The sequence below is a fragment of the Pseudomonas sp. B7(2017) genome, from assembly GCF_002112745.1.
In the GTDB taxonomy this organism is placed as follows: Bacteria; Pseudomonadota; Gammaproteobacteria; order Pseudomonadales; family Pseudomonadaceae; genus Aquipseudomonas; species Aquipseudomonas ekonensis.
On sequence record NZ_NEIP01000010.1, the window covers coordinates 193,594 to 212,392 of the forward strand.

15 protein-coding genes are annotated in these 18,799 nt (G+C 65.9%); 2 read left to right on the forward strand and 13 right to left on the reverse strand.

Annotated features, from left to right (window positions below; genetic code table 11):
* Nucleotides 1-183 precede the first annotated feature (183 nt).
* The gene (locus CAG29_RS19605) at nucleotides 184-594 is read left to right on the forward strand and encodes a MerR family transcriptional regulator (protein WP_085578343.1); all 411 of its coding nucleotides are present in this window, start codon (nucleotides 184-186) and stop codon (nucleotides 592-594) included.
* 69 nt (nucleotides 595-663) lie between these two features.
* Here the strand turns inward: CAG29_RS19605 and CAG29_RS19610 are convergent, their stop codons facing one another.
* From CAG29_RS19610 to CAG29_RS19660, 11 genes are all read right to left on the reverse strand, one after another.
* Nucleotides 664-3,279 (reverse strand): RND family transporter, encoded by a 2,616-nt coding sequence (locus tag CAG29_RS19610; RefSeq protein ID WP_085695013.1) that lies wholly within the window; start codon nucleotides 3,277-3,279, stop codon nucleotides 664-666.
* 36 nt (nucleotides 3,280-3,315) lie between these two features.
* Nucleotides 3,316-4,149, reverse strand: coding sequence for an outer membrane lipoprotein-sorting protein (locus CAG29_RS19615; protein ID WP_085578341.1), 834 nt, complete (start codon nucleotides 4,147-4,149; stop codon nucleotides 3,316-3,318).
* 68 nt (nucleotides 4,150-4,217) lie between these two features.
* Nucleotides 4,218-5,516: a DUF1302 family protein gene (locus CAG29_RS19620; RefSeq protein ID WP_085695003.1), complete on the reverse strand. Its 1,299-nt coding sequence runs from the start codon at nucleotides 5,514-5,516 to the stop codon at nucleotides 4,218-4,220.
* A 2-nt stretch (nucleotides 5,517-5,518) separates the two neighbouring features.
* The gene (locus CAG29_RS19625) at nucleotides 5,519-6,283 is read right to left on the reverse strand and encodes an SDR family NAD(P)-dependent oxidoreductase (RefSeq protein ID WP_085695004.1); all 765 of its coding nucleotides are present in this window, start codon (nucleotides 6,281-6,283) and stop codon (nucleotides 5,519-5,521) included.
* Nucleotides 6,280-7,017, reverse strand: a complete 738-nt coding sequence (locus tag CAG29_RS19630) for a 3-oxoacyl-ACP reductase family protein (protein ID WP_085578335.1) — start codon at nucleotides 7,015-7,017, stop codon at nucleotides 6,280-6,282. The genes CAG29_RS19625 and CAG29_RS19630 overlap by 4 nt, the downstream gene beginning before the upstream one ends.
* A gap of 9 nt (nucleotides 7,018-7,026) precedes the next feature.
* Entirely contained in the window at nucleotides 7,027-9,897 is a 2,871-nt protein-coding gene (locus CAG29_RS19635; RefSeq protein WP_085695005.1) for an aminotransferase class III-fold pyridoxal phosphate-dependent enzyme, read from the reverse strand.
* Nucleotides 9,898-9,951: 54 nt separating this feature from the next.
* Nucleotides 9,952-11,154: a beta-ketoacyl synthase N-terminal-like domain-containing protein gene (locus tag CAG29_RS19640; protein ID WP_371916636.1), complete on the reverse strand. Its 1,203-nt coding sequence runs from the start codon at nucleotides 11,152-11,154 to the stop codon at nucleotides 9,952-9,954.
* Nucleotides 11,155-11,156: 2 nt separating this feature from the next.
* Complete coding sequence (locus CAG29_RS19645) at nucleotides 11,157-12,452, reverse strand: beta-ketoacyl-[acyl-carrier-protein] synthase family protein (protein WP_085638304.1); 1,296 nt, start codon at nucleotides 12,450-12,452, stop codon at nucleotides 11,157-11,159.
* A complete protein-coding gene (locus CAG29_RS19650) occupies nucleotides 12,449-13,501 on the reverse strand; it encodes a beta-ketoacyl synthase (protein ID WP_085578326.1) in 1,053 nt (350 codons plus the stop codon). The genes CAG29_RS19645 and CAG29_RS19650 overlap by 4 nt, the downstream gene beginning before the upstream one ends.
* A 1-nt stretch (nucleotide 13,502) precedes the next feature.
* Complete coding sequence (locus CAG29_RS19655) at nucleotides 13,503-14,777, reverse strand: beta-ketoacyl-[acyl-carrier-protein] synthase family protein (RefSeq protein ID WP_085695007.1); 1,275 nt, start codon at nucleotides 14,775-14,777, stop codon at nucleotides 13,503-13,505.
* A gap of 8 nt (nucleotides 14,778-14,785) precedes the next feature.
* Nucleotides 14,786-15,355: an acyl carrier protein gene (locus CAG29_RS19660; RefSeq protein ID WP_085578322.1), complete on the reverse strand. Its 570-nt coding sequence runs from the start codon at nucleotides 15,353-15,355 to the stop codon at nucleotides 14,786-14,788.
* A 531-nt stretch (nucleotides 15,356-15,886) separates the two neighbouring features.
* On the opposite strand from CAG29_RS19660, the gene CAG29_RS19665 reads away from it, so the two are divergent.
* Entirely contained in the window at nucleotides 15,887-16,237 is a 351-nt protein-coding gene (locus CAG29_RS19665; protein ID WP_003221437.1) for a cupin domain-containing protein, read from the forward strand.
* 100 nt (nucleotides 16,238-16,337) lie between these two features.
* Here CAG29_RS19665 and mmsB read toward each other — a convergent pair whose 3' ends face one another.
* A complete protein-coding gene (gene mmsB, locus CAG29_RS19670) occupies nucleotides 16,338-17,225 on the reverse strand; it encodes a 3-hydroxyisobutyrate dehydrogenase (RefSeq protein ID WP_085578320.1) in 888 nt (295 codons plus the stop codon).
* Nucleotides 17,226-17,235: 10 nt separating this feature from the next.
* Complete coding sequence (locus tag CAG29_RS19675) at nucleotides 17,236-18,762, reverse strand: CoA-acylating methylmalonate-semialdehyde dehydrogenase (protein ID WP_085578318.1); 1,527 nt, start codon at nucleotides 18,760-18,762, stop codon at nucleotides 17,236-17,238.
* Nucleotides 18,763-18,799: the final 37 nt, after the last annotated feature.

Here is an 18,799-nt window from a genome sequence, read left to right on the forward strand (position 1 = left end):
CACACCGCCGTCAGCGCTTCTGCGGTCCCTTGCGGTTCTTTGCGGCAAGGGGCCGTCGGTCGGCTGCGCGCGTCATAAGCACGCAGCCGCAACCTCTCCATGTTATCCACGGTATGATCGCCCCCGGTCAGGCATGAGGCCTGGTCGCGCATCAGCCCTGTTTGATCATCGAGACGGACCTTTATGTATATCGGCAAAGCCGCCCAGCTGTCGGGCACCACAGTCAAAAGCATTCGCCACTACGAAGAGATCGGCCTGTTGCCGGAGCCCAGGCGTGAGGGCAAATACCGGATCTACAGCCAGGAGAGCGTCGAGGTGCTGACGTTCATCAAGTGCGCCCAGCAATTGGGCTTCAAGCTCAAGGAACTTCAGGTGATCCTCAACAGCTACCGCGGCGACGTGTTCCCCTGGGACATGGCGCAGCAGGCGATCGCCGAAAAAAAAGCCGATCTGGTGGCCCGGATCGGCGAATTGCGGCAGTTGCACGATGGCCTGGAAGCCTTTGAGAACAACCTCAGCGATGCGCGCCAAGAGTGTCAGTTCGAGCGCATCGCCCGCCAAGGCGAAAAAAACTCCGGCAACACACTGAACTGAATGTCCTGCTGCACCGGGTGACCGCTCCCGCAGGCCGTACCAGGGCCGGCGGAAGCGGTTTTCGCCGAATCAGTTCATGGCCGGTTCCCCACCGGCAGAGTGTGTGTCGGCCACCTGCGCCAGCGGAACGACCGCCCCGAAGAACCACGGCGACACCAGCGTCACCAGCACGATGGTCATGACCCCGCTGGAGAACAGCGCCATGGCCACCAGCGCCCCCAGGTCGACGATCGGCTTGAAGTCGGAGAACAGCAGGGCCATGAAGCCGACGGAGAAGATCACCACGTTGATCACCGTCGAACGGCCGACGCAGTGCATCGCCTGCAGAATCGCCGCATCGACTTCGACGCCCTCCTGCACCAGCAGCTTGATCCGCGACAGCAGGTGCACCGCGTAGTCGACCACGCCGACCACCAGGAACGTCACCAGCGTCGTGCCGATGTTCAGCTCGATGTGGAACAGGAACATGAAGCCGTAGACCGTCACCGACGTGGTCAGCAGCGTGAGCATCCCGAGCAGGCCCAGACGCACGGACTTGAGCCAGTACATCATCATCAGCGTGACCACCACCAGCGCCAGGGAAAAGCTCAGCACCTGCCCCTGGGTGATCTCCTGCAGCACACCGGTCCAGATCAGCGGCGTGCCGGCGTGGGTCACTTCCAGGTTGGCCGGCTTGTTCACCAGCAGCCAGGCGTCGAGGCGGTCCAGCATGCCCTGATAGTCGCTGGCCACGGACGAGGTCATGGTGTATAGGGTCAACGCCTTGGAGAAGTCGGCGTTGAGCACGTTGTTCAGGTCCGAGCCGCCGCCGTTCTCGAACAGCATCACGTGCTGCTCGATCAGTGAGTTGCCCGTCACCTCGAACTGCTCGACCTGCCCGTCGTCGTTGACCGAGGACACCTTCTCGACCGCCTCCGGCACCCGCAGGTACGCGGGGTCCATGTCGTTGAGCACCAGGTTCATGCGCTTGACGTAGGTGGCCAGCGAATAGCCGTAGCTCACGTTCGGCTGCTGCTTGATGAAGCGGTCGAGCCGGTCGATGAACTGCACCGTCTCGGTGGTCAGCACGCCACGGGGCTCCTTGCTGTCGATGGCGATCCAGCCCGGCGCGGTGCCCGCCACCTTGGCGTGGTTGATGAACTGGTCGGAGATGCGGATGTGGCTGTCCGGCTTGAAGTAGGCGATGCCGGAGTCTTCGATGTCGACGCGGAACGTGAACACCGTCGCCAGCGCCAGCAACGGCACGAGCACCACCAGGATCGGCTTGCGGAAGCGGATCATCCACGCGCAGAACGCCACCAGATAGCGCGAGATGACCGATTCCTTGTGCACCGCCACCTTGGCCTGCGCCGTCGGGTCCTTGCCCCAGATCGAGATCCAGGCCGGAATCAGCAGCAGCGAAATGATCAGCGCCGCCGTCAGGCCGATGGACATGAACACCCCGAAGTTGCGGATGCTGACGATGTTGTTGGTGGTGGAGATCAGGAACGTGGCGATGGTCGTCACGGTCGTCAGCACCACCGGCACCACCATCAGCCGCTGCGTGCGGCGGTTGGCCTCGCGGTTGCTCTTGCCGGCGTTCTTCTGCTCGTAGTACTCGGCCATGACATGGATCGCGTCCGAGCAGCAGATGGTGAACAGGAACACCGGCAACACGCTGGTGAGCAGGTCGAACGGCACCCGCCACAGGGCCATCAGCCCCAGCGTCCAGATGGTGCAGAACAGGATGTTGAACAGCGGCAGCAGCACGCCCAGCGGTTTGCGGAAGAAGAAGATCAGCAGCAGCGTGATCAGCAGGAACACGATCGGGAACAGCACCGCCAGGTCGTGGTCGATGATTTCCTGCTGGGCCGCGATGAAGATCGGCATTCCGGCGATGAAGATCTCGTCCTTGTACGCCGGGTGCTCGGCCTGGTACTGCGCGACCAGGCCGCGCACGATCTGGTAGGCGCGCAGCTGGGCCTGGGCGTCGTCCTGCTTGGTGCCGAGCTCGGCCACCAGCATCGCGACTTTCTTGTCCTTGGACACCACCCCGTCGACCATCAGCTCGTTGCCCATGATCTGCGATTCGACCAGCGCCGGATCCATGTCATAGGCGTTGAGCGTCTTGTGGATCAGCAGCTCGCCGCCGTCGGTCAGGACGATGTTCTCCAGATCGCCCATGGACGCCATTTCGCGGATCGGGTTGATCCGCTCGGCCAGGAAGGTCAGGAACAGCTGGTCGTGGGGATCCCAGCCCTCGCTCTGGGCATGGTCGCGAAGGGCCTTGGCCTGGGCGTAGTCGTTCTGGGAAAAGCCGTCCTCCAGAATGTCCCGGGTCAGCAGTTGCGCGCGGCTGTCGTCGGGATGGCCGGCGACGATCTGCGCCAGCTGTTCCTTGTCGGCGTCGTTGGCCAGGATCATCTTGCGCACCGACTGCGACAGCGAGAACAGCGCGTTGAGGGTGTCCTTGTTGAACACCGTCTGCGGGTTGTTCAGCGCCACCATCACTGAGTCGAACGTGCCGGTGAACTCACCTTGCAGGTCGATGATGGTCTTGCGCGCCGGGTGGGTGTCCTTGAGCAAGTAAGGGTTGGTGTCGGACACCAGCGCACCCAGCGTATAGGTGAAATACGCGGTGATCGCCACCAGCAGGAAAACGATCGCCCGCGCATGGCGCTCGACGAAGTTCAGGTATCTTTCCATGATCATGCGTTCCAGGGTCTTCGGGGCGGCGCCCGGTTAGCGGGCGGACACGGCGAACTCGGGCAGGTCGCCGGTCTTCAGGCCGCGCTTGATGGCGGTCTGGGTGAACAGGCGGTCTTCCAGCGGCACGTTGTACTGCAGCTGGTTGAAGCGCATCTCCGAACGGGTGCCGTCGATGAAGTGCTCGGTCTCGCTCAGCACGATGCTGTCGATCGAATCGATGGTCTCGACCTTCTGGGTGCGCATCTGCTTGATCAGCACGCCCTTGATGTCGAAGAAGTCCTGGCGCATGACCAGGAAGTTGCCCTTGTCGATCCACACCTTGAGCTTGTTGTAGCCGGTCTTGGCCAGCACCTCCGGGGAGGCCGGTTCGCGTTCGATCACGTAGCAGTCGCGGCCCTTGACCTGCTCTTCGCCGACCAGCACCTGCGAGTAGTCCTTGACCCGAATCTTGTCCAGGTCGGCATAGGAGTACTCGCTGCCCATGAACGAGCCGCGCTTGTCGGTGGTGGAGATGCGCCGGGTCTGGCGGCTGACCGGCAGGTACATCCACTGGCTGTCCTCCAGGCCCAGGGGTTCGTGGGGGTTCTCGATGTGGAACGCCACGTCGCGCACGTCGGTGGGCGCGGAGAAGTACATGCTGAATTTGTCGCTGTCCGGGTAATCCTTCTGCAGGTAGGTGAACTCCCGCACCCGGGTGTTGCCCTTCTTGTCGTGCAGGATCAGCGAGACCTGGGACATGAAGCTGGTGCCGTCGTTGCGGTCGCGCACCTTCTGGATGATGTCGTCGGCGTTCTGGCCGGCGGCGTTCGCGCAGGCGGCACCGAGGATCAGCGCGGCGGCGGTCATGGTTTTCAGTAACGGCAACATGTGAGCTTCCCTTTTCGTTGTTTGAGTCGTTTCAGGCCTGTACGCCGGGGCACGCAGGCGTCATGGGGTCAAAACAGATAACCGGCGGACAGCCGCACCTGATCGCGGTCGCTGTACTCGCCGAACGAGCGGTCCGGCTTGCCGAAGAACACGTCGACTTCCAGCCCGAGCTTGATCCAGTCCACCGGCTTGTAGGTGAAGATGCCCTGCAGCAGCGCATCGTCGTGGAACGGTGGCGACGCGGCGACCACCAGCCGGCTCTTGAGGCGGTCCTGCCAGTGGGTGCCTTCGGCCGACAGGGTGAACAGGTGGTCGAGCTTGTCCTGCACCATGCCGGCCTGCCAGTCGACCAATTGCTGACGCTGCCACTGCGCGGAGATCAGCCAGTCGCGCAACAGGTAGTCGACGCCCAGCAGCGACTTGACCATCGGCGTGCTGTCGGCGCCGTAGCCGCGGGTCGGGTTGGTGACCCGCCAGCGGTCGAACCAGGCGATTTCGCTGCGCACCACGATGCTGTGGCCGGCATCGATCGCCAGCCCCGCACCGCCCATGGTGTAGCGCGGGAACCGCCGTTCCAGACGCGTGCGGCCGTCCTCGGCCAGGCCTTCGACGGCGTACACCGGATCCTGCTGGCGGGCGTTGAGGGCGACGAAACTGGTGTCCACCGCACCGATCCGGCCGTTGGCGCTCAGGCCGTAGGAAAAGCCTTGGTCACCGTCATAGCCGGGCTTGGAGTCGACCAGGAAATACTGCGGGTCCGGCACGGCGAACAGCGGCGCGTCGAACTCGCTGCCGGCCACCGGCGGCCGGTTCTTTTCGAAACCGGTGATCCACAGCGCCTCCAGTTCCCACTCGCCCACCGGCTGGGCGAAACGCACCATCGGCACAGCGATGCGGCTGTCCTCCAGCAGCGGCGTCAGGCCGTCGCGGTAGTCCAGCGGGTTGATCTGGTCGAGCACCCGCAGTTCATCGGCACGGCCCCAGACCACCTGCTGCCAGCCGACGGTCACCTCGCCGTCGCCCAACGAATGGCCGACGTACAGGTGCCGCCAGTCGGCGTCGAAGCGGTACTTGTCCTGCGCCCGCTCGCCGTAGGGGTTGCTGCCGTCGTAGCGGGCGTCATAGCGCACGCGGCCCTTGGCCTTGTAGTAGCCGCCGTCCCAGTTGTCCTCCAGGTTGGCCTTGAAATACACGGCCTTCTGGGTGACCCGGTCATCGCCGTGCAACCGCACGGCGGTGGCCACGCCGACCTCGGCGTCGGCGTAGTCCGGCTGCAGATCCTGCGCCGTGAGGCCGGCCAGCGCCGGCCCCGCGCTCAGGCAGGCCACGGCGGCCCAGGCGGCCCGGCTGATGTGAAGTCTGGGCATCGCTACATTCCCAACCCGACGCCGCCGTCGATCACCAGGCTCTGGGCCGTCACGCCCCCCGCCTGCGGGCTCGCCAGGTAGCTCACCATGGCCGCCACCTCTTCGCTCTCGATGAAACGGCGCATCGGCAGTTTCTTCTTCGCGTTGCGCAGGATCTGCTCCTGGGTCAGCCCGGCCATCGCCGCCTGCGTCGCCAGCTCGCCCTGCAGCATCGGCGTGTCGATCCACGCCGGCAGGATCGCGTTGACCGTGATCCGGCGCGACGCCAGATCCAGCGCCAGCGCCTTGGTCATGCCGACGATGCCGTGCTTGGAGGCACAGTACGCGGTGTTGCGCACCTTGCCGGCGCGGCCGAGGATCGACGACATGTTGATGATCCGGCCGCCGTCGGGCATCAGCGGCAGGCACAGCGACGTGACGTAGAACGTGCCGTTGAGGTTGACCGAAATCACCCGGTGCCAGTTGAGCAGGTCATCGGGTTCGTTCTCGTTGCAGATGCCCGCGCTGTTGACCAGCACATCGACCTGCGCGACCTGTTTGCCGAGGGCCTTGAACAGCGTTTCCATGGCCGGCAGGTCGGCGATGTCCGCCCGGTGGGTCTCGACCTGTGCCCGGATCTGCTGTGGCTGCGCATCGAGCCAGCCTTGCAACTGCGGCAGATCCAGATCCAGCAGGATCAGACGGTTGCCGGCGTCGGCGGCAAAGGCCTCGGCCACGGCACGGCCGATGCCCTTGGCGGCACCGGTGATCAGGATGGTGCGGTTCATGGCATCTTCAGCCCGCCGTTGACCGGCAGGACCTCCCCGGTCAAATAGAGGCCGCGCTCGGCGAGGTACAGCACCGCCTCGGCGATCTCCTCAGGTTCGGCGTAACGCTTGATCAGCAGCCGCGACTGGATTTCCTCCTCTTGGCTGCCGATCAGCGCGGTGCTCATTTCGGTCTTGACGATGCCCGGCGCCACCGCGTTCACCCGGATGTTGCGCGGCGACAGCTCCACCGCCAGGGCGCGGGTCAGCGCTTCGACCCCGCCCTTGGCGGCGGCGTAGTTGCTCTGGCCCTTGCCGGGCTTCTGCGCCGCCACCGAACCGATGTTGACGATGCAGCCGCCGCGCTGGCGCATCATGCCCGGCACCACCTGCTGACAGCACAGCAGGGTGCCGACGAGGTTGGTCTGGATCACCTCGACGATGTCCTTGACCGGCATTGTCGCCAGCAGGCCGTCGCGGGTGATGCCGGCGTTGTTCACCAACAGGTCGATGCGCTGGAAATGCGCCTCGACCCGCTCGAAGAAGGTGCGGATGCTGTCGGCGCTGGCGACATCGCATTGCAGCGCCAGGCACTCGACGCCTTGGGCCTGGAGCTGCCCGCGCAGCTCCATCGCCGCCGTTTCGTCACGTACGTAACTGAACGCGACCTGATAACCCGCGCCGGCCAGGGCCAGGACGATCGCCCGGCCGATGCCGCGGCTGCCGCCGGTCACCACTGCTGTTTTGTTCGGCATGACCGCTCCTTAAAGCGAGTTGGCGGTTTTGAATTGGGCGAGGCTGAAACCGTGGGTCGCGGCCAGCGCACGGATCTGCTGCACCTGCTCGCGGCTGATGTCGCCGTAGGAGTAGTGCTGCTTCATTCCGGACAGGCCCATCAACACCGATTCGGCCATGCACGCATACAGCTGCCCCTGCTTGAGGTAGGCCCGCACGTTCGGCGCCAGCCCGTCGCCCATCGGCGTCTGCACGATCCCGCCGTGCATGTAGAGCACGTCGGCACGCTCGCTGGAGAGGTTCTGGTCCACGTTCAGCGGCACGGCGATGTCGCAGATCACGCTGCTTTCGGCGAAATGCCGGGCATCGAGGAACGGCTGCGGAGCGTTCGCCGCGCACAGCACGATGCGCGCTTGCTTGAGCATTTCCAGATCGTTGCTGACGGTGATGAACGCGTTCGCGCCCAGACGTTCTTCGACCAGTTTCGCCACGCGCTGACCGAGGTCGGCGCCGGCGCCGTGGGCCTGCAGCAAGGCGTCCATGCCGTCGAGCCCTTGCAGGCGGCTGGCGAGGCGGTCATCGGCGGCGACACCCTTGAGGATCGCCCGGGCGGCGTCGGCGTAGATCTGCTGCGCGGTCTTCTCCAGACGGCGCAGGGAGCCGTCGCGGCCGCTGCCGATCAAGATCAGGTGCTCGACCCCGGCGGACAGCAGCGAGGCATAGGTCGAGGCAATGTTGCCGGCGGCGCCGACCACCGCCGCAGTCTGCCGGGCCAGTTCCAGGCCCTGCTGTTTGCAGCCCTGCTCGATGGCTTCCAGGCCCATGCCGATGGTCAGCGCGTTGCCGGAGGTCAGCGCCATGTCGGGAATCTTCAGCGCCTGGCAGTTGTTGGTGACGATCGAGGTGTACATGCCCAGCCCGGCCACGCTGTAGCCGTCGGCGCGGGCATCGCGGATGCGGTTGCCGATTTCGTCGCGGATGGTCTCCAGGTCGCCGTTGGCGATGTACTCCGCCATGGCGTCGGAGTGCATGCACAGCGGATACAGGGTGAACTCCACCGCCGTGCCGAGCTTCGAACGGATCTGCACCGGGCCGATGGGCGCCGCCCGGCGCTCCGGAGCCATACGCTTGATGAACTCGCGCTTCTGCTCGGGGCTGAGGGTGGCCAGCGACGGGTCGACATCGCTGAGCATGTCGGCGTCGATCAGGTGGTTGATGAACGCCACGCGCGCGACCACGCGGACGTTCGCGTCAGGCTTTGGGAGGCTTTCGTCCCCCTTGAAGCTGGTGTCGCGGGCCGGCACGCCGGGGACGGTGCCGGCCAGCACGCCGGCGGCCAGCGGGAAGGCGTCGCGGCGGCGCAGCATGTCGCAGACCTTCTGCAACGAACCGATCAGGCCGTCGATCTCCTCGAAGGTGATGCACACCGGCGGCTCCAGGCGGATCACGTTGGCGTTGCTGCCCGACGGCGCCACCCGCAGCGATTCGAACTGCAGCAGGTAGCCGGCGATGATGTAGCCCAGCGCGTCGTTGTACTGCGCCGAGGCCTGCACCAGCGAACTGCTGCCGGTCAGGTCATGCAGCTCGAAGCCCAGCAGCAGGCCGCGCCCGCGCACATCGGCGATCACGTCCGGGTACGCCGCCTTGAGCTCCAGCAGCGAAGACTTGAGGTATTCGCCCTTGCGCTCCACGTCCTTGAGCATCGCGCTGTCGTTCTCGAACAGACGGCGCAGGGCAGACAGGGCGATGTGGCAGGAGACATCGTCCTCGGCGAAGGTCGAGCTGTGGATGTAGCTGAAATCGACTTCGTAGTGGCTGGCGCGGATCACGGTCGCGGCGATTTTCATCAGGCCGCCGCCCAAGGCCTTCGACAGGCAGTAGTAGTCGCCCTGCAGGTTGAAATGGCTGGCGCCGAGCAAGGTGCCGGTGCGGCCGAAACCGGACTGCACTTCGTCGATGATCAGCGGGCACTGGTGCTCGTTGCACAGTTTGCGCAGGCCCAGGTAGAACGCGCCGGCGAACTCGTTGATCCCGCCCTCGCCCTGGATCGGCTCCAGCAGCACGGCGGTGATCGCGCTGAACGCGTCGCGGCGCACCTGCAAGGTCTCGCCGCTCCACTCAAGGTTCAGCCAGTGGCGCTGATGGCGGGCCGGCAGTTCCTGAAGCTGCTGCGGCTGATGCGGATCGATGAACTCCACGTTCAGGCCGAACCGGGCGAACGGCTTGCGGTACTGCTTGCCGTAGGTCAGCTGGACGGTGTTCACCAGTTTGCCGTGGAAACTGCCGCGCACGGCCAGGAACACCGGCTCGACGTGCAGTTGCGCCAGGTTGTGCTGACGCACCGCCTCCACCACCTGACGCACGGTCACGGTGGTCAGGTGGGCCGGCAGCAGGCCTGGCGGCAGGTCCAGGTCATCGACCTCAAGCTCCACATAGGCCTTGTCGCTGGCGGTCAGTTCGGCCAGGGCGAAGTCGCGCTCGTCGAACGCCTTCTGCAGGTTTTTCTGGCGACGGTACTCGGCGTGCTTGACCGCGATCTCCACCGACTCGGCGCCGCTGTTGGAGAAGGTCGAAATGTAGCGCTCGGTGTTGTTCAGTTCGCGGTTGAACGCCTCGCTCAACTCACGGCCCAACTGCCCCGCCGCGCCGCGCACGGACATCTGTGCGTTGAACGGCACGTCGGCGCGCAACAGGCCGCAGAGCTGATCGACGAATTGCGGATCGTTGTGGCCGTACAGCGCGGCGCCGTAGCCGCCGAGGAAATCGGTGACGGTGACTTCCGCGCCTTGCGGGTCGCGGTAGAACAGTTTGCTGCCCAATGCCCGGTGAAACTGGCACTCCAGGCCCAGGGCCTGCATCAGTTCAACGAATTTCGGACGTACGTAATCGCGGTAATCCATGACAGTCATATCCCTTGGGTAAAAAACGAGAGGCGATGCATTGCGTTCGGGCGGTCAGTCGCCCGCCCGTAAATCGAGTCGGTAGCAGGCGCTGAAGCCGTTGGTGTCGCGGTTGACGATCAAGCAGTCGTGCAGCACCGCATCCCGGTGTCCGCCGGCCACGAACGGCAGGTGCGGATCCACCGGCTGCTCCAGGCCGATGACCGGCGGCACGCACTGGGCGACCAGGGCCTGGCGGGCCAGGATCAGATCGACCAGGCTCGGCGCACCGCTGAGCAGGCCGGTGACCCCGACGCCGCTGGTGATGTGCGCGGCGCCGGTGCGGGCCAGCGTGCGGGCCAGGTCGGCGTCCTGCTGCGGGTCGCCGCTGGCGCTGCCGATCAGCAGATCCGCTTGCCGATCCGGCAGGTTCAACGACTCCAGGCGCGGGTGCGCGGCCAGCTCCGCCAGGCAGACCTGCGGCCCCGGCGGCAGATCGTCGGCACGGCGCAGGATCAGCGCGGCGGCACCTTCGCCGGCGATCCCGCCGCCGCCCTGACGGTCGAACGCGCGCAGGCTCACCGGCCCGTCGGTGCCGATGGCCCCGGCCTCGGCCAGGGCGGCCAGCGCCAGCGGGTCGAGTTCACTGCCGGCACCGACCACGATCGCGGCATCGATGCGTCCGCTTTGCAGGGCCGCCCGCGCCTCGCGCAGAGCGGCCTGGTTGCCGGCAACGCCCTGCATGTAGGCGTTGCACTCGCACTCCAGCTTCAGCGCCAGGCTGACGATGCCGAGCAAGCCGTTGCTCAGGCTCTTGAGCACCAGGAACGGATCCAGCGCGCGCTCCTGCAGCACACGCTGCGCCAGGCGCTGCATGTCGGCACCGGAGGCGTCGCGGCACTCGTCCAGCAGTTCGCCGTAGGACGCCACCGACGGATGGGTGTAGCCGCCCTGGCAGCAATAGAGTCCGTAACGCAGGCCGTCGGCGCCCGGCTCAAGCCCCGCCTCGGCCAACGCCTGGCGCACGCTGCTGACGCCCCAGATCACCGCCGGCGGGCAGTAGCGCTGAAGGTTCTGCGGGACATCCTGACGGCTGCGCTGGTGCGCCTGCTCGCTGACATGGCCGAACGCGGCGATCCGCTCGCTGCGAAACAGGGGCGAGCTCAACGGCACGATGCCGCTGCGCCCCTCGACGGCGGCCGACCACAGGTGCTCCGGGCCCCGGCCGCTGGCCAGCACGCAACCGCTGCCGGCGATGGCAACCTGTACAGAGTCCATGTTCATTGTCCTTGCTCCCGGTATTTGCCAAGCGCCAGCGAGGTATTGAGGCCACCGAAGCCGAAGGAATTGCTCAGCGCAAAATCCACCCGGCGGCTGACCGCTTCGCCGGGGCAATAGTCGAGGTCGCACTGCTCATCGGCGTGGTGCAGGTTCACGGTCGGCGTGACCAGATCGTTCAGGCAGGCCAGGGCCGTGACAATGCATTCCGGCGCGCCGGCCGCCGCGATCAGGTGGCCGAACTGCGATTTGTTGGCGCTCACCGCCAGCGAGCGGTAGTGGCGCTGCTCGGCGAACACGCTTTTGATCGCCAGGGTTTCGGCCACGTCATTGAGCGGCGTGGACGTGCCGTGGGCGTTGATCAGGTCGATCTGCGCGGCGCGCAGTCCCGCGTCGTCCAGCGCCGCCTGCATGGCCAGCGCCGCGCCCCGGCCTTGCGGTTGCGGCGCGGTGACCTTGTAGGCGTCCAGGCTGCTGCCGAAACCGAGCACCTCGGCGTAGGGCGTCGCCCCGCGCGCCAAGGCGTGCTCAAGGCTTTCGAGCACGACGAAGCCGCCGCCCTCGCCGGCGATCAGACCGCTGCGGTCACGGTCGAACGGACGGCACAGATCGGCGCCCCAACGCTGCTCGCCCGACGCGGCGCCGAGCAGGTACAGCGCGGCCATGGTGTCGAGATTGAGCACCGAGTCCGCGCCGCCGGCCAGCGCCACGCTCACCTCGCCGCGGCGGATCATCTGGAACGCGTTGCCGATGGCCTGGGCCGCGCCGGCGCAGGCGCTGCTGATGTTGATCACCGGGCCTTCGCAGCCCAGGTCGTCGGCGATCACCCGAGCCAGGCGGTCGTTGCCCTGACGCAGCGAACCTTCTTCGCTCACCTGCGCCGCACGGTTCATCAGGTGCGACCAGTCCGCCTCGCGGCCGTCCGGGGCCTGGGCCAGCAACATGTCGGCAAGCATGTGCTGAGGCGCGCCGGACGCGCACAGCACGGCCGCATCGCGCAGTTGGTCGGGCGTCAGGCGACTGTCGGCCACCGCCTGGGTGGCGGCCACCCAGCCGAACCGACTGCGTCGCTCCAGCGGCATGTCCCAGGCCGGATGGCCTTGCAGCCGCTGCGGCATCAGCGCCATGTCGACGGCGGCCGCGTAGCGCACCGGAAACGGTTCCTCGCCGAGGTCTTCCGGTTGCCAGGGGCGCACGCAATGTTCGCCGCCGAGCATCTTTTCCCACAGGGTCTGCCATTCGAAACCGAACCCGGTCACGGCCCCCATGCCGGTAATCACAATCCGTGTCGCGCTCATGCGTACTTCTCCATGGGTTCACAGGCCAGCAGCAAGGCGCCCCAATGGCCGCCGCGACTGTGGCTGACCAGCAGCGTGTAGCCGGGCTCCACCGCTTCCAGGCTTTGGTGCAGGGTCAGGGCCGCTTCGGTCAGCAGCGTGCTGGCGCCGAGGTCGCCGGTCATCGGCAGGATGCTGCGCACCGCCCTCGGCGGCGCGTCGAACAGCGCCTGCCAGTGCGGGTCGCCGGCATTGCCCACGACCAGGCCGACATCGCCGGGAAGCAGCCTTTCCTCGCTCAACGCCTGTTCGATGACCCGCCGCCCGACCGCTTGCGCCCGCTGCGGATCGCGGGTGTAGCCCCGGGCGAATCCGGCGACGCGCAACACCTGCCCGGCACCGGAGGGAGGGCTGGCGGACAGCAGCAAGGCAGCGGCGCCTTCACCGTGGACCGGCTCGCCCGACGGATCCGCCTCGCGCAGGTACAGCGCCGGCGTCAGGTTCGGGCTGCTGCTGACCACCAACGCCGCATCGGCGTTCTGCTCGCCGATCTGGCGGCTGGCTTCGATCAGCGCATCGAGTCCGGCGTTGTCACCGGAACAGAAACCGCCCATCGGTCCTTGGCATTGCAGCGCTTCGGCGACGTAGGCCATCACGCTGCTGTTGAGCAAGGTCAGCGCGTGCAACGGCGGCGTATTGGCCAACAGTTGCGCGACTTTTTTCTGCGGTTGCTCAGCGATGGCCCGCACCGCGTCCCAGCACGGGCTCGGCGCGTCGACCTCCGGAATCGCCGCCGTCAGGGCGATGCGCTCCGGCGGCAGGTTCAGGGCCGCAAGCGCCGGGGCCAGGCGGGCGGCGCAGTGCAGCAGGCGCAGGCCCTGGGGCTCGACGCTGCGTTGGATCTTGCGGTCGAACAGGTTGCCGGCCAGGCGCGGCGGCGCCAGCGCAAACGCCCGACGCTCGGCGTCGAAGGCCAACCGTTGCGCCGACGTCGGCGCGCCCAACAGATCGGCGCATTCGCTGCCGGCGGCGTTCAGCACGGCCGCCGCATGGATAAAGACGCTGTTCATCTCACGCCCTCCCCAGCAGCAGCGAACTGTTGATGCCGCCGAACCCGAAGGAATTGGACATCACCACGCTGATCGACTGCTGCAACGGTTCATCCAGGAACCGCAGCGCCGGGTAGTCGGCACGCTCGGGCTCATAGTTCAGCGTCGGCAACAGCACGCCGTCACGCAGGCTGATCAGCGACAGCACCGCCTCGATTGCGCCGCTGCCGGCCAGGGAATGGCCGACGGCGGACTTGTTGGCGGTGTAGGTCACATGGTCCTGGACATCGCCGAACACGCGCTGCAGGGCCAGGGCCTCGCAACTGTCGTTGGCCTGGGTGGATGTGCCGTGGGTGTTGACGTGCTGCACGGCGCTGCTCAGCAGGCCGGCGTCTTCGATTGCCGCTTCCATGCATTCCTCGTATTTGCTGCCGTCCCGGCTGCTGGAGGTCATCTTCTGGGCCTCGCACACGTTGGCGTAGCCCAGCACCCGACCGAGCACCTTGGCCTTGCGCCGGCGGGCATGCTCGGCGGATTCGAGCACCACCAGGGCCGCGCCTTCGCTGAGCACGAAGCCGCTGCGGTCGGGCATGAACGGCCGGCTCTGCTCGCTGGCCGGCAAGTCCGCCTGACAGATCGCGCCAAGGCTGTTGAACATGTAGTAAGGCAACTCGTTGGCCATCAACTCCACAGCGCCGCACAGTGCCAGATCGATCTCGCCGCGCTCGATGGCCCGGAACGCGCTGCCGATGGCCATGGTGCCGGCGGCGCAGGCATCGGAGTGGGTCGAGACGTGATCGCGGATGCCCAGACGGTCAGCCAGATCCTGAGTCTGCTGATCGACCCGCCGGGCAAACGCTGTGCCCGACGTCGCCGGACGCTCCAGCAGTCGGTCCAGGTCGACCTGACCCGCCTCGTCCATGCAACGGGCGACCCATTGCAGGTCATGGCTGTCGGCACAGTACTTGTTGGCGCCCAGGAACAGCCCGCTGCGGCTGCGGGCGAAATCCGCCGGCGTCAGGCCCGCATGCTGCAGGGCCTGCCGGGCGACATAGTCGGCCAGCACGCTTTGCCGCGGATGCTGCGCTGCGTTGCCGCCGAACCCCGCCGTGATCCGCTGCCACTGCTGGTCATCGATGAACCCGGCCGCACTGTTGCGAAACCCCAGCGCCTTGAACCATGGATGCTCGCGGACACAGGATCGCTTGCGGCTGATCCGCTCGAACAACGTGGCGGCGTCCAGCGCCATCGGCGCCGCCAGGCCGTACCCGCTCACACAGACTTCTCGTGCCCGCATGGGAACTCCTAGACCGCTTCTTTGACGTGGGAAGCCACAAAGCGCTCGACCAGTTGGCGGGACACCTCATCGCCGTCGGCCGGCGTCAGGCGCGCGCTGCAAGCGCCGCACACCACTTGCTGACGCTCGTTCAGCACGGCTTGATGGGCATTGCAGTCGGGGCAGGCCTTGGGCAGGTAGTTGAAGAGGTTGCGGCACTGCTGCGCCCAGTTGCGCACGGTGGTGGCGGCAAACACCTGGGCCGGTTGCATGCCGGCGTGGAGCTGGTCCGGGGCATAGGCGCTCAGGCTCTGCTCCAGCAACGCCTTGCCGCTTTCGGTGATGCGGCCGTTGGCCAGGAACTCGCTGGCGTCACCGCACACGGCAACGGCGTGATCCAGCACGCTGGTCTTGGGCAAGGTGCAGCCGTACTGGCGACCCAGCTGGAAGCTGAGGTCGACGATGTCCAGAGAATCGGCGCCCAGGTCTTCGACGATGCTGCTGTGCTCGTCGATGTCATCGGCGCCCATCACCAACAGTTGCGCAAGGATTTCGCGGGTGCTGGCAATGACGTTTTCCAAGTCCAATGGATTGTTCATCTTTATCTCCGTATATGTCGTGATTACTTCATGGATTCCGTCCGTGAGAAGTAACTTTTCCCACAACAACTTCTCACGCGGCGGCAATCTAAACTCTGACCTTAAGGGGAGAGTCAACGGACTTTCCGAAGTTTTTCGACCACTTGGCACGGACATACAAAAGAGCCTGCCCATCGCACCCCAATGGTGCAAACCTCAGGAGACACGACACATTTACTTAACAGAGACGGTATACGGTATGGCGCCGGCGCTGCTTCGCCAAGCGCTGCTGGTCGAACTAAAGCACTAACTTGAGCAGGCACTCTCCAGACGCATGAAGAAACAAAACCGGACAATTAAATAAGTTATAACTTCAGAACTTTTGCTCCACATCAATTCGACCTTCGCGCAACGCACGGCGTCAGGAAGAACAACAGGGCCTGCGGCGCAACTGCGTTTATGGGCAACTGGATGTCGAGCGCAGACAACAGCACAGACAGCACGCGCTATAGGGTGCGGATTCCTTTCGTCCATTCCATTGCCGGAGTCCCCATGACCGCCACCGCCCCCATTACCGTTCTGCGCGACACCCACCCGCTGCCGGTTCTCGACGCCTGCAAATGGGAGAAGCTCGAAGGCGATCCGCACACCGTCAACCTCAACGCCTACACCAGCGAAGACGGCAGCAAGATCATGGGCACCTGGATCTGCACGCCGGGCAAATGGCGGGTGGATTACGTGAAATGGGAGTACTGCCACTTCCAGGAAGGCTATTGCATCATCACCCCGGACGGCATGGCGCCGATCCATCTGCGCGCCGGCGACATCTTCGTGGTCGAGCCGGGCATGAAGGGCACGTGGGAAGTGGTCGAGACCGTGCGCAAGTATTTCGTGTTCGCCTGACGCAAAAAAGCCGGGAGACCGCCCGACGCGGTTTCCCGGCAACACCTACTGCATTCTGACTGTCACTGCATCTGCAGCACTTGAGGCGTGGGGCTGACGACTACTGCGGCTTGCGGTAGCTGTTGACGATCGCCGAGAAGTCCTTGCCGCCCTCCCCGCGCTGGCTCATCGCCTGGTACAGCTGCTGCGCCACCGCGCCGAGCATCACCGGCTGGTGCGCCTGCCGCGCCGCTTCGGTGGCCAGGCCCAGATCCTTGAGCATCAGCTCCGCACCGAACCCGCCGGTGTAGCCTCGCGACGCCGGCGCCGTTTCGACGATGCCCGGCCACGGGTTGTACATCTCCGAACTCCAGCAGCGCCCGGTGGAACTGTTGATGATCCCGGCCAGCACTGTGGTGTCGATACCCAACGCATCACCCAACGCCATGGCCTCGCTGACCCCGACCATGGAAATGGCGAGCAGCAGGTTGTTGCAGATCTTGGCGATCTGGCCGGTGCCGACCTCACCGCAATGCACGATGTTGCGGCCCATTTGCGCCAGCACCGGTTGCAGGGTGGCGAACAGCTCCGGCGTGGCGCCGACCATGAAGGTCAGCGTACCGGCCGCCGCGCCGCCGGTGCCGCCGGAGACCGGCGCGTCCGCCATGGCCACGCCTTGCTTGGCGGCCGCAGCGGCCACATCGCGGGCGGTCTGCGGATCGATGGTGCTGCAATCGACCGCCGGCACGCCTTTGCCGATGCCGGCCAGCACGCCGTCCTCGCCCAACCAGACGCCGCGCACATGCACGGCGGCCGGCAGCATGGTGATCACCAGCTCAGCGTCCTTGGCCGCGTCCTTCGCGGTCGGGCGGATGGTGCCGCCCAGTTGCTCCAGCTCCGCCAGCACGGTCTTGTTCAGGTCCACCAGGTTCAGCGAGTGGCCGGCCTTGATCAGGTTGCGCGCCATCGGCGCGCCCATGTTGCCCAGCCCGATGAATGCGATTTTCATGGCCGGTTCCTCAGCGCAGGTTGATGGTGGTGTTCGGGCCGTCGTTGACGCTGTCGTCGTCGAACCAGCGCGCGGTCACGGTCTTGGTCTGGGTGTAGAACTGCACCACTTGCTTGCCGTACGGGCCGAGGTCGCCGAGCTTCGAGCCGCGCGAACCGGTGAAGCTGAAGAACGGCACCGGCACCGGGATCGGGATGTTGATGCCGACCTGGCCGACGTCGATCTCCGCCTGGAACTTGCGCGCCGCCGCGCCGCTCTGGGTGAACAGGCCGGTGCCGTTGCCGAACGGGTTGGCGTTGACCAGCGCGATGGCCTGGTCAAGGGTGTCAACTTCCAGCACCACCAGCACCGGGCCGAAGATTTCCTGGGTGTAGATCTGCATGTCGGTGGTCACCCCGGAGAACAGGGTCGGGCCGACGAAGTTGCCGTTCTCGTAACCCGGCACGCTGATGCCGCGGCCGTCCAGTTCGAGCTTGGCGCCTTCCTTGACGCCGCTTTCGATCAGGTCGAGGATCCTCGCCTTGGCCTTCTTCGAGATCACCGGTCCCACATCGGTGCCCGGCTCGCTGCCGGCGTTGACCTTGAGCTTCTGCGCCAGCGCCTTCAGGTCGGGCAGCCATTGCTTGGCCGCGCCCACCAGCACCACCACCGAGGTGGCCATGCAGCGTTGCCCGGCCGCGCCGAAACCGGCGCCGACCAGCGCATTGAGCGCCTGCTCGCGGTTGGCGTCCGGCAGCACCACGGCGTGGTTCTTGGCGCCCATCATCGATTGCACGCGCTTGCCGTGCTTGCCGGCCAGGTCATAGACGTGGGTGCCCACGGCGGTGGAACCGACGAAGGAGACCGCCTTGATGTCCTTGTGGGTGCACAGGCCGTCCACCACGTCCTTGCCGCCGTGCACCACGTTGAGCACGCCGGCCGGGATGCCGGCCTCGATGGCCAGCTCCACCAGCAGCATCGTCGACAGCGGATCCTGCTCGGACGGCTTGAGCACGAAGGTGTTGCCGCAGGCGATGGCCATCGGGAACATCCACAGCGGAATCATCGCCGGGAAGTTGAACGGGGTGATGCCTGCGCAGACGCCGATCGGCTGGCGCAGGGTGTAGGTGTCGACGCCGCCGGCGACGTTCTCGGCGAACTCGCCCATTTGCAGGGAGCCGATGGAGCAGGCGTGCTCGACCACTTCCAGGCCACGGAAAATGTCGCCCTCGGCATCGGCGATGGTCTTGCCCTGCTCGGCGCTGAGCACCACGGCGATGCGCTTGGAGTGCTCGCGGATCAGGGCCTGCAGTTTGAGCATGATGCGCATGCGCGCGCCGATCGGGGTCAGTTTCCAGGTCTGGAAGGCGCGCTGGGCGGCGCTGACCGCGGCATCGACTTCGGCGGCGGTGGCGAACGGCACCCGGGCCAGGACTTGCTGGGTCGCCGGGTTGACGATGTCGTGCCACTCGGTGGTCTGCGATTCGACCCATTCACCGTCGATCAGCAGCTTGACCTTCTGGACCGTGGTGTCGTTGGGCGTGAGCGATGCGTTCATGCTGGTCTCCGGAACTTGTTTTTATCGTGGGAGCCAA